At 52.6% G+C, this 12326-nt stretch carries 6 protein-coding genes; 1 reads left to right on the forward strand and 5 read right to left on the reverse strand.

What is annotated here, in order from left to right; all coding sequences use genetic code 11:
- Window positions 1-52: 52 nt before the first annotated feature.
- Window positions 53-391 carry a cupin domain-containing protein gene (locus RDN79_RS16715; RefSeq protein ID WP_298553195.1) on the forward strand — a complete coding sequence of 113 codons (339 nt, stop codon included), beginning with the start codon at window positions 53-55 and terminating at the stop codon, window positions 389-391.
- On the opposite strand, the gene RDN79_RS16720 is transcribed toward RDN79_RS16715, so the two are convergent.
- The 5 genes from RDN79_RS16720 to RDN79_RS16740 all read right to left on the reverse strand — a co-directional run bounded on the left by RDN79_RS16720 (window position 386) and on the right by RDN79_RS16740 (window position 12190).
- Window positions 386-2449 carry a hypothetical protein gene (locus RDN79_RS16720; protein WP_298553193.1) on the reverse strand — a complete coding sequence of 688 codons (2064 nt, stop codon included), beginning with the start codon at window positions 2447-2449 and terminating at the stop codon, window positions 386-388. The two genes, RDN79_RS16715 and RDN79_RS16720, sit on opposite strands and share 6 nt — an antisense overlap.
- Before the next feature lie 114 nt (window positions 2450-2563).
- Entirely contained in the window at window positions 2564-4228 is a 1665-nt protein-coding gene (gene asnB / locus RDN79_RS16725) for an asparagine synthase B (protein ID WP_298553191.1), read from the reverse strand.
- A 33-nt stretch (window positions 4229-4261) separates the two neighbouring features.
- Window positions 4262-5689, reverse strand: coding sequence for a glutamate synthase subunit beta (locus RDN79_RS16730; protein WP_298553189.1), 1428 nt, complete (start codon window positions 5687-5689; stop codon window positions 4262-4264).
- A 92-nt stretch (window positions 5690-5781) separates the two neighbouring features.
- Window positions 5782-10305 carry a glutamate synthase large subunit gene (gene gltB, locus RDN79_RS16735; protein ID WP_298553186.1) on the reverse strand — a complete coding sequence of 1508 codons (4524 nt, stop codon included), beginning with the start codon at window positions 10303-10305 and terminating at the stop codon, window positions 5782-5784.
- A 340-nt stretch (window positions 10306-10645) separates the two neighbouring features.
- Window positions 10646-12190 carry an ATP-binding protein gene (locus tag RDN79_RS16740; protein WP_298553184.1) on the reverse strand — a complete coding sequence of 515 codons (1545 nt, stop codon included), beginning with the start codon at window positions 12188-12190 and terminating at the stop codon, window positions 10646-10648.
- Between the last annotated feature and the right edge of the window lie 136 nt (window positions 12191-12326).

Below are 12326 nucleotides of genomic sequence, written 5' to 3' on the forward strand. Positions count from 1 at the left end.
ATTCCTGTTTCTGTATTTATTTCTATTTTTGTCTGCATATAAACAGAATAGGATGGAGAAGGAAAGTAATAATTTTCAGTATGAGAGCGAAATAAAGTGGGAAAATGCCGGCGAAGGTGTCGTTCGCCAGATCATGGCCTACAATGACGACCTGATGATGGTTAAGGTCAAGTTTGAAACCGGGGTTGTCGGTACGCCTCATACACACCCGCATACGCAGGCGACTTATGTGGCAAGCGGCGTGTTCGAGTTCACGACGGATGGCGAGACAAAGATCGTCCGTGCAGGCGATGGAGTCTATATGAAACCAGGTGTCCTGCATGGTTGCCGGTGTCTGGAAGCAGGAGTCCTGGTCGATACGTTCAGTCCGATGCGGAAGGATTTTTTATAAATCCTTTGCGGGTATCGCTCTGATACTTTGCGTTCCACGGTCTACTACCAGCAATGTCTGGCGGGAGGCCGTTATTTTTTCAGGCTCTGTGAGGGTGCCGGTGAGATTTTGCAACAGCTTGCCGTTGGACGGGTCGATTTCCCATAGCTCGGACTGTTTGCTATTGGCACGCAGAGTTACGAATAATCGGTTACCGATGAAAGCTAATGATTGGGGTGCGTTTTCAAAACCGAGGGAAACGTTGTTATACATGAAACCGCTGTTGCCTTCTCGTATGTTTTTCGGATCGAAGATATGGACTTTCTTCGTATTTTGGGCGGTCGCATAGATGAGCCCTTTTTCGTTGATTGCGATTCCGTATGTCCCGAAAGCCTCTTTCAGGTTGGCGCTGCGGCTGTAGACGGGGATTTTTCGTGCCGTACCGGGTTGTACGTCGTTTTCCAGAACGACGACCAGTTTGCGTTTGTCCCGGATCAGGATGCTTCCTTGGCTGGCGACCACATCAAAGGCATGGACAGTCTGAAAATTTCCTTCTCCCCACGTCCCGGTTCCGATACAGGTTATGAATTCATATGTGGAAGCGTCGAATACATCTGTACGACTTCCTGCGTTTGCCACATATATTTTATTGAAAGAGCGGGTTACCCCGGTAGGTTCTCCGGCAAATGTCTCTTCTGTCTCGTTGTCTGTCCATTTTCGGATGCTCCGTATATGGCGGATGCCGGAAGAAACATCGAAGATTTCAAGACTGTAATGGCCGGGAGCGCTGTTGGCTACATACAGCATGTTTTGGTACAAGTGGACGGCTTTGGGCTGAAACGTTTCGACCGTTGCTCCCGGTACGTCCAGTACGGAAATGGTAAAAGAAAGAGGGGAGCCTTCGTGTCCGGCCTTGTCCGTTTCTGTGAAAGGAATGCTAAGACCGCCATCTATGGCATCCAACTCCGGATCTTCGATGATATAGGCAGAAGCGGTATAGATACTTTTGTTTTCCACCAGGTTCTTGTTTCGTCTTGTATGAAGGAAGCGGCGTGAATAGACCGGTAATTTCTTTTCCCTGGACAGTTGCGAGTAGACTTTCATGCAGACGGTCGGGAACCCCCCTTCCGCCGGATAATAGGTCATATTGCCGCTATGCCCGTAGCCCAGGCAGTGTGCCATCTCGTGATAGGGAGTGTCGCTTCCGTTGGCATCGTCGGCATAATGGGTTAAATAAACATATTCGCCTAATCCGTAGGTGTTGCCTCCTCCGAGTCCCACTACGTTCACTACACGTCCGAAGCAAAATCCTGAATGATTGGTGATTTGTTTTTTCAACGTGTTGATATCGACAACGTTTCCATTGTTGATCAGTTTTCCCTTCCATTTGTCCAGTTCCTGTTCGAACAGGGAAGTCGAGAACATGGCTGCCATGTTCAAGGACAAAGCTACCGCTTCTCTGGCCAGATGGGGAGCAAAACTGCCCCAGTTGGATCCGGAGTATTTGCCGAACCAGATATTCCATTTAGGTTTTACATTGATCATGCCTTGATAGACAGGGTCGACAGACTCAATTCGCAATTTGATGTTGCCGGCTTTGATATCGGGAGTTGCCGGGACGATCACTTCTTCACCTTGCCGGGTATAATAGATTTTATCCTTATTGATAAAAGGAATTTTCGTCCGGAATTCTTGGAAAGGTTGTATTCGTGTGAATTCCGCAAATCGTAATTCCTTTTCATGCCCCTCTATGGTTGCCCATACGATTACGTTATTGATTCCTCTCGGACAGTAAAAACGGAAAAGGAATTCTTGGTTGTCGGTGATGGAAACCTGTAAAGGAGCGTTTACACGAAAACTGCGTTGGTTGCGGTTAAAAAGAAGGCTGTCAGGTTCGCCATCCTGTAAAATATAGGAAGTATTGTCTGGGTTATAATCATTTTCAGACATTTGAATAAGACCGTATTTACTTTCTATCGGCCCGTTGTTATCATTGTTGTCCGTACAACCGATTGTGAGAATGAAACTAATGATTACCCCTAATACTCCGGTGATGTTATCCCTTAATTTGATATTCATAAACTTAAAAGTCCTGTTAGTATTTTGAGGTGACAAAAATACTATTTTTGATTTAGAATCAAATTTTTTACGTCCTGATTTGAAGAATCGCACGTGCCGAGCGGCATACTGTGGTCAGTATGCCGCTTCATGTACCCCTTTCACCGCCCGTCCGCTCGGATCGTTCATGTTTTTGAAGGAAGTATCCCAGGCGAGGGCTTCGGCTGTGGAGCAGGCGACGCTGGGGACGCTCGGTACGCTGCGGGCGGCGCTTTCGCTGGGGAAATGTTCTTCGAAGATGGTACGGTAGAAGTATTCTTCTTTGTTCTGCGGCGTGTTGATCGGGAAGCGCAGGGCAGCGTCTGCCATTTCGGTGTCGCTGACGGCTTGGGCGGTCACCTTCTTCAGCGTATCGATCCAGCTGTAGCCGACGCCGTCGGAGAACTGTTCTTTCTGACGCCAGGCGATTTCCGGAGGGAGCATCTCGGCAAAGGCTTCGCGGAGGATTTTCTTCTCGATCACGCTGCCGGGACACATTTTGGCTTCGGGATTGAGGCGCATGGCAACATCGAGGAACTCCTTGTCGAGGAAAGGAACGCGGCCTTCCACACCCCAGGCACACAAGCTCTTGTTGGCTCGGAGGCAGTCGTACATATAGAGTTTGCTTAGTTTGCGGACGGTCTCTTCGTGGAAGGCCCTTGCATCCGGGGCTTTGTGGAAATAAAGGTAACCTCCGAACACCTCGTCCGCCCCTTCACCGCTCAACACCATCTTGATACCCATCGACTTGATGACACGGGCCAGCAGATACATCGGGGTTGAGGCGCGGACGGTTGTCACGTCGTATGTCTCGATATAGTAGATCACATCGCGGATGGCATCGAGCCCTTCTTCGATCGTGTAGTTGATCTCGTGGTGGACAGTACCGATATACTCAGCCACTTTCTTGGCTGCCGCTAAGTCGGGCGCTCCTTTGAGGCCGACGGCGAAAGAGTGCAGCTGGGGCCACCATGCATCTGCCTTTCCTTCGGTCTCGATACGTTTGGCAGCGTATTTTTTGGCTATGGCGGAGGTGATGGACGAGTCCAGACCGCCGGAGAGGAGTACGCCGTAGGGTACGTCGCTCATCAGTTGGCGACGTACGGCCGCTTCGAGAGCATCGTGCAGTTCCTTTACATTGGCGGGATTGTCTTTGACATTGTCATATTGCATCCAGTCGCGGACGTACCAGCGGGTGAAATCCTTATCGCGACTATAGAAATAATGTCCCGGAGGAAACTGGTCGTATGCGGTCGCGAAACCTTCGAGCCCTTTCAGTTCGGATGATACGAGGAGATGCCCCTCGTCGTCGTGGCCGATATAGAGGGGAATGACGCCGATCGGGTCACGGGCGATCAGGTAGCAGTCGTTCGCTTCGTCGTAGAGGGCGAACCCGAAGATCCCACTCAGCTTTTCCACGCATCCCACACCGTATTTGCGGTAGAGGGCGAGGATGACTTCGCAGTCGCTCCCGGTCTGGAATTCATATTCGCCTTTCAACTGTTCGCGGAGTTCGCGGTGGTTGTATATCTCGCCGTTGACGGTGAGGATAAGTTGACTGTCCTTGCTTTTCAGCGGTTGGCCTCCGGATGCCGGATCGACGATGGAGAGGCGTTCATGGGCGAGGATGGCGGTCTTGCCTTGATAGATGCCGCTCCAGTCCGGGCCGCGGTGACGGATGCGTTTACTCATTTTCAGGGCCTGTTGACGAAGGTCGGCAGCGCCGCTATGGATGTTGAAGATTGCTGTAATGCCACACATGGGAATTAATAATTGATAATTAATAATTAAAAGTTATTTGTCTCTGAGATATTGGTCGATGGCAGCGGCGGCTTTGCGGCCGGAGGCCATGGCACGGACGACGAGGCTGGCCCCGCTGACGGCATCGCCGGAAGCGAAGATGTTTGTGCCCGCTATCCGGTTGGTGGCCGGATCGATGGCGATGTTGCCACGTGCGTCGATAGCAAGGGACAGTTCTTTGACGAGGCCCTCCTGTTCGGGGTGGATGAAGCCCATCGCGAGAAACGCCAGGTCGGCTTCGATCACTTCCGTACGACCGGTCTTACGCATTTCCGGCCGGTTCCCTTCTTTGGCCGGTAACCATTCCACCTCTTCGACTTCGACGCCTTTCAGGGTGTTCTTGTCACCGATGAAACGGACGGAGGCGAGGTTCCAGCGGCGGACGCATCCCTCTTCGTGGCTGCTGCTTGTCTTCAGTACCTGCGGGTAGAGGGGCCAGGGCGTTGCCGGATTCTGTCCGACGGGTGGCTGGGGCATGATTTCGATTTGTGTCACGCTTGCGGCTCCGTGGCGGTTGGCGGTCCCGACGCAATCGCTTCCCGTGTCGCCGCCACCGATGACGAGGACTTTCTTGCCCTTGCAGTTGATGATGTCTTTAGGCGGGATGGCGATGCCTTCGAGGAGGCGGTTCTGTTGCGACAGCAGTTCGAGGGCAAAGTGGACGCCTTTCAGGTTACGCCCTTCGATGGGAAGGTCGCGTGGTACTTCGGAGCCGATGGCGACACAGACGGCATCGAACGTCGAGGCGATCTCTTTGGCGGATACTTCGCTGCCGACCATCGTGTTGACTTTGAAGACGATCCCTTCCTGTTCCATCAACCGGATACGGCGGTCGATGATGTTCTTCCCTAATTTGAAGTTCGGGATGCCGAATCGGAGCAGGCCGCCTGGCAGTTCGTACTTCTCGAATACCGTCACTTCGTATCCCCGGCGGTTCAGTTGGTTGGCGGCTGCCAGTCCGGCCGGGCCGCTGCCGATCACGGCTACCCGCTTGCCGTTGCGGACAGGGCGGACCGGTTGGATGTATCCTTCGCGGAAAGCGGCTTCTACGATGGCTGCTTCGTTCTCGCGTATCGTGACTGGCTCGTCGCAGCTCAGTTTCAACACACAACTTTTCTCACAGAGGGCGGGGCAGATGCGTCCGGTGAACTCCGGGAAGTCACAGGTCTGCTCCAACACGTGGAAGGCTTCGCGCCATTTGCCTTTATAGAGCAGGTCTTGCCATTCGGGTTGTTTGTTACCTAACGGGCAGGCCCAGTGGCAGAAGGGCACGCCACAGTCCATGCAGCGGGAGGCCTGTGTGCGGCGGTCGCTGCTGTTGAGCGTTTGTTCTACTTCGCTAAAGTCGTCGATGCGTTCGTGGACGGGACGATATCCGGCTTCTTGCCGGTGTATGGTGAGGAATGCTTTCGGATTTCCCATTGTGAATGAATGCTTTAATTTATATTTAAGACTGAATTATGAGAGAGATGTCTCTCCCCCGGTCGTATTCCGGCTTCCATCCGTGTTGTTCATTAATAGTCGCGTTGCATTTCGGCGATTTTCTTCTGCAACTTCTTCATCTGCTCTTCCTGCAAGACTTTTTTATATTCGATCGGGACGATTTGGATGAACTCATCCGCATATTTGTCCCAGTTGTCGAGCATCTTGCCGGCGAGGTGGCTGCCGGTGAAATGGTAGTGCTTACGGATCAGCTCGTGCAGTTCCTTGCGTGTGGTGCTGTCTTCGATCAGCGAGAGTTCGACCATCTCCATATTGCAGTAGTAGTCGAAGTCCCCTTCCTTGTTCCACACATAAGCGACACCTCCGCTCATGCCGGCGGCGAAGTTGCGGCCTGTACGTCCGAGGACCGCCACGCGTCCTCCGGTCATATATTCGCAACAGTGGTCGCCTACTCCTTCCACGACGGCGATAGCGCCGGAGTTGCGCACGCAGAAACGTTCGCCTACACGTCCGTTGATATACACTTCACCGCTTGTCGCCCCGTACATCAGGGTGTTTCCGGCAATCGTGTTGTTTTCGGCCACGAAGGTCGACCGTACCGGAGGCATCACACTGATGCGCCCGCCGCTCAAGCCTTTGCCTAAATAATCGTTGGCTTCCCCTTCGAGTCGGAAGTTGACACCGTGCGCAAGGAAGGCACCGAAGCTCTGTCCGGCTGAACCTTTGAATTTGATATTGAGCGTATGTTCCGGCAGTCCTGCGTTGCCGTATCGTCTGGCAATCTCGCCGGAGAGCATGGCGCCTACCGAGCGGTCGGTGTTGGCTATGGCATAATCCAAAGAAATCTCTTGCCGGTGCTCGATGGCAGGCATGGCATGCAGGATGATATCGCGATCTTTCACATGACCGATCGGATGTACTTGCTCTGTCGTATGCCGGATGGCATTTGCGGCAGCCTGTGCCGGGGTGTGCAGTAATTTGGAGAAATCGAGCAATGCGTATTTACCGGACACAGATGGCGTAGAGAGGCGCCGCTCGATCAGATCCGTGCGCCCGATGATGTCATCCAGCTTCTTGAAGCCCATCTCCGCCAAATATTCCCGGACCTCTTCGGCAAGGAAGGTGAAGAAGTTCACCAAATATTCATGGCGGCCGTGGAAACGTTTGCGCAGTTCCTCGTTTTGGGTGGCGACACCCACCGGGCAGGTGTTCATGTGGCATTTGCGCATCATCACGCAGCCCAGCACGATCAGGGCGGAAGTGGCGAAACCGAACTCTTCGGCTCCCAACAGGGCCATCAGGACGATGTCGCGTCCGGTCTTCAGCTGTCCGTCGGTTTGCAGGCGGACCTGCCCGCGAAGGTTGTTCATGACCAGTGTCTGTTGCGTCTCCGACAATCCCAGTTCGGGAGGCAGTCCGGCATAGCGGATGGAACTTATCGGCGAAGCACCCGTTCCCCCTTCGGCACCCGATATGACGATGCGGTCGGCCTTCGCTTTTGCCACGCCTGCTGCGATCGTCCCGACGCCGCTTTCCGATACCAGCTTCACGCTTATCTCGGCTTGCGGGTTGACGTTTTTCAGGTCGAAGATCAGTTGCGCCAGGTCTTCGATCGAGTAAATATCATGGTGGGGAGGAGGAGAGATCAGCGAGATACCCGGAATGGAGTGACGCGTTTTGGCAATCACCTCGTTAACCTTGAATCCCGGCAGTTGTCCGCCTTCGCCCGGCTTTGCGCCTTGGGCGACTTTGATCTGTATCTCGTCCGCATTCACTAAATATTCGGCCGTCACGCCGAAACGCCCGGAGGCCACTTGTTTGATGGCGGAACGGAGGGAGAGACCGTCTTCGCGGGGAGTGAAGCGGGCGGAGTCTTCGCCCCCTTCCCCGGTGTTGCTGCGTCCGTGTATCTTGTTCATCGCCATCGCCATCGTCTCGTGCGCCTCCTTGCTGATCGAGCCGAAGCTCATGGCTCCCGTGACGAAACGTTTCATGATCTCGCTTGCCGGTTCCACCTCTTCGACCGGAACGGGTTTTCCCGTCCGGAAGGTCAGGAAATCGCGGAGGAAGATCGGCGTGTCCTTTTCGTCTACGAGATGCGTGTATTCCTTGAACTTCTTATAGCTGCCCAGGCGGGTCGCCAGTTGAAGGGCCGAGATCGTCTCCGGGTTCCACGCGTGTTTCTCACCGTCTTTACGGAAGCTGTATAGCCCTTTGTGCTCAAGAATCATACCGTCTATTGTCTTACCGAAAGCCTGATGATGCAGGGCGGTGGCGTCGGCGGCTATCTCTTGCAGGCGGATACCGCCTATACTGCTGCTCGTCCCGCCGAAATAGGTGTCGATGAGTGGGGTCGAAAGTCCGACTGCCTCAAACAGCTTGGCGCCTCGATAGCTGCGGATCGTACTGATCCCCATTTTGCTCATGACCTTGAACAGGCCTTTGCAAAGCGCTTTGATATAGTTCTTGCGTGCCATCTCGTAGTTGAGTTGTATCTCCTGCCTGTCCACCAAGTCTTGGAGGATGGCGAACGACATATACGGGTTGATGGCGCTTGCCCCGTAGCCTAAGAGCAGGGCGGCGTGCATCACTTCGCGCATTTCCCCCGTCTCCACCACCAATGCGGTCTGTACCCGTTTCTGTACGGAAATCAGGTGGTGGTGCACGGCGCTGACGGCAAGGAGCGAGGGAACCGGTGCATGCGTCTCGTCCACGTCCTTATCGCTCAGGATGATGTAGTTCACGCCGTCTGCGACAGACTGTTCCGCCTGCTTGCAAAGGCGGTCGAGGGCGGCTTTCAGTCCTTCACTGCCCCGCGACACATCGAAGAGCATCGGCAGCTTAACGGACTTGAAACCTTTATAGCGGATATTGCAAAGAATATCTAATTGCGTGTTGGTCAGTATCGGATGGGCGAGGCGTACCATCTTGCAATGTGCCTCGTTCGGAATGAGGATGTTGCTCCCTACGGCGCCGATATATTCCGTCAGGCTCATGACCAATTCTTCACGAAGCGGGTCGATCGGCGGGTTCGTCACCTGTGCGAACTGTTGGCGGAAATAGTTGAACAACAGTTGCGGGCGCTCGGAGAGGACGGCCAGCGGCGTGTCGTTCCCCATCGAACCGACCGGCTCCGCGCTGCCTGTACACATCGGGGTGATGATGCGCTCGATGTCTTCGCGGCTGTACCCGAAAGTGCGCAGCATCCTGTCATATCCGGTAACGGTGTGCGGGACGCGGCGCCCGGATTTCAGTTCGTCCAGTTCCACCCGGTTGTTTGCCAGCCAGACGCGGTAGGGCTGTGCGTCGGCAAGCTGCTTTTTCAGTTCGCCGTCGTAATAGATCTTGCCTTCTTCCGTATCGACCAACAGGATCTTGCCCGGTTGCAGTCGTCCCTTTTCCTCTATCTCACCCGGCTCGAAGTCCATCACGCCCACTTCGGATGCCACGACCATCATGCCGTTTTTCGTGATCAGGTAGCGTGCCGGGCGCAGGCCGTTGCGGTCGAGCATTCCTCCGGCATACCGTCCGTCGCTGAAGAGCAGGGCGGCCGGGCCGTCCCACGGTTCCATCAGGATGGAGTGGTATTCGTAGAACGCCTTCAGATCTTCCGATATCGGGTTCTTCTCGTTGAAACTTTCCGGGACCAGCATCGCCATGACATGCGGCAGGCTCATGCCGGACGCCACGAAGAACTCCAGCACGTTGTCCAGCGAAGCGCTGTCGCTCATACTCGGCTGGATGATCGGGCGTATCTCGTCTATGTTCGGGATGCGGGGAGAGGACAGGACGCTTTCACGCGCTTCCATCCAGCCCCGGTTGCCCCGTATGGTGTTGATTTCCCCGTTATGTGCCAGGAGGCGGAACGGTTGTGCCAGGCTCCAGGTCGGGAATGTGTTCGTGCTGAAACGGGAGTGGACGAGTGCCAGCCCGCTTGTCAGGTAGTGGTTGGTCAGGTCGGGAAAGTAGTGGCGAAGCTGCATCGACTCCAGCATACCTTTATATATGATGCTCTTGGTGGAAAGCGACACCACATAGAAATCCTTCCTGTCCGGTATGTCGGATGCCGCCACCCGCTTCTCGATCCGTTTGCGGATGAGGTAGAGTTTCAGTTCCAATGCCTGCCGGTCGTCGCATCCGGTGATGAACACCTGTTTGATATCCGGTTCCGTGTCTTGTGCGTCTTTTCCTAAGATGTCCGTGTTGACAGGAACTTTGCGCAGATGCATCAAGGTCAGCCCTTCCTTTTCGATCTCTTCGATCATGATACTGAGGATGGCCGAACGCTGCGTCTCGTCTTTCGGAAAGAAGACCAGCCCGGTTCCGTATTTGCCTTTTTCCGGTACGGGGATACCTTGCAGTAAGATAAACTCGTGTGGGATTTGCAGCAGGATGCCTGCACCGTCGCCGGTTTTATTATCCGCTCCTTCCGCACCCCGGTGCCGCATGTTTTCCAGTACCTTAAGGGCGGACTCTACAATGTCGTGCGATTTGCCGCCGTGAACGTTTACGACCAATCCTACGCCGCAAGCGTCATGCTCGTTAACCGGATCGTATAAACCTTGTTTGTTATTCAAATGGCTTCTTTCTTTCATTGTTTGTTGACCTTATGTTTGTGAAATATTTGCTTTTTATAGCAAAATGTCTGGCAAATATATGGTAATTGTTTCAAAATGTAATAGTATTGCGTGCAAATGAAGAGAGGCTTTTTTATTCTAAGAGTCGGTTTGTTTCTATTTGACAGTGAATGGTCAGTTTATGTGATAATTTGTAGCGTTATTACTGCTTTATCGTAACAAAGTAAAAGTATGCCGTGTTTTTTTTTGATATGCATGCTTGGGAGGAAGGTAAAAGGCGAGGATGGAATGATATTTACCGGATGTAGCCTGACGCAGGGAAACGTGTTCGCCTGCGTCAGGCAATGTATGTGTCAAGTTACACCTGTAATACCAGAATAAAGCGACTGCCTTTTTTGTATTCGGGGTCTATGGACAGTGTGCCGTTTATCTTCGAAGCGATCAGGGAACAGATGGGCAATCCCAGTCCGTCGCCATCGGCCAGGTCTTTGATTTCGGTAAAGGGTTTGAAGATCACTTCCTGCTTTTCGGCAGGGATGCCCGGACCGTTGTCGGTAACGATAAACTGGCAGATATGGGCTCCTTTCTTTTTAAATTCCAGCTTGATTTTGCCCGATGTCGTGTAGATCGCCGCATTTCTCAGCAGATGCAGCAAGATGCGTTGCAACTGTTCGGCATTTGTCTTGATTTCGATCTTCGGGATATCCGTGGTGACTTCGACGCCCGGACGGACATCCTCTTTTATCTGTTCTATCACTTTCTCGCAGAAAGAGCTGACATTAAAAGATTGCGCTTCATAGGTCTCCAGCAAGGAGTTTTCAAGCGAAGAAAGTTCTTGTATATGGTTCCCGAACAGTTTCAGGGCATCGACACGGGCCTGTATGGCCTTCGCCTGTCCGGGTGCGGCGGCCTGCAATCCGGCTACCGACTTGCTCATTTCGTCCAGCGTCGGTTCCATCTGCGCCGATATGCTTTGGATGAATCCAGTCTGTTGCTCGCTGTGCTCGGTGATCGTCCGGATAATCTTCTTCAGCTTCCGGTTCAGGATGATGAAACGCATGACCAGGAATGCCAGGAACGCCAGTGCGGCAATCAGGATGGCGACCAACGTGCAGAGTCCGGCGATGACATACTGCTTGGCGGATAGCTGATCGTCTTTTTCCTGTATCGTTTGCAGGCTGTCGTCGTATTTTTGTTGCAAGGCGCCCAATTTATCCTCTGCGGTAAGCATCTTTACGGAATCGGTCCATACCATATATTTCTCGTAGGTCTGCTCCATCAGCGAGGTATTGTTGGCTTTGCGTGCAATCGCGATCAGGTTTTGATAGCATTCGCTGACTTTGCCGTATTCCTTTTTCTCCCGGTATCGGCTGATGAGTTTGTTGAATGCTGCATCTCCTTCATTCTTCTGTCCGAAGATATAGAAGTAATCGGCTTTAGTGTACAACAACTCTTCGGAAAGTTCGGGACTGCCTGATTCTTCGGCCAGGTTGTCCAGCGTGTTAAGCTGGAGCTGCGCTTGTGCGGCGTTTCTCAACTTGATGTACATCTGCAGGCGCTCTTTTGTTATCATAAAACGCAAGTCGTACAGTTTCTTTTGTTCCGCCTGTTCCTGATTCGCCACTATCTGGCTCATTTGCCGGCAAAGATCGAACGCCTCCTGAAAGTAGTTCTCGCGGTAATAGAGGGATGCCGCCTGTGTACCGCATTCGACTGCCTGCGTTATTTTTCCTTCATTTGCATAATCCTTATACGCTTGGATATAAAGATAGCGGGCTTTCGTATAGTCTTTGTTCTCAAAGCTATTCTGTGCCTGTTGCTTAAAATTGTCCGCTTTGTTTTGTGCCTGAAGGGGGGCGCAAAAACAGATAATGAGGGTGATAATAAAGTAGTAAATTTTCATAATTTGAATTTTAATGTCAGACAAATATATGTATTTTTTGTAACAGGAAACATGAAAATGTGAGATTTCTTAGTCGAGAGACACGGCTCTTTCATTTAAAAAATAGACGAATATTGAAAATAAGGCTTATTTTATC

Origin of the sequence: uncultured Parabacteroides sp. (genome assembly GCF_902493135.1) — a bacterium.
Classification (GTDB): domain Bacteria; phylum Bacteroidota; class Bacteroidia; order Bacteroidales; family Tannerellaceae; genus Parabacteroides.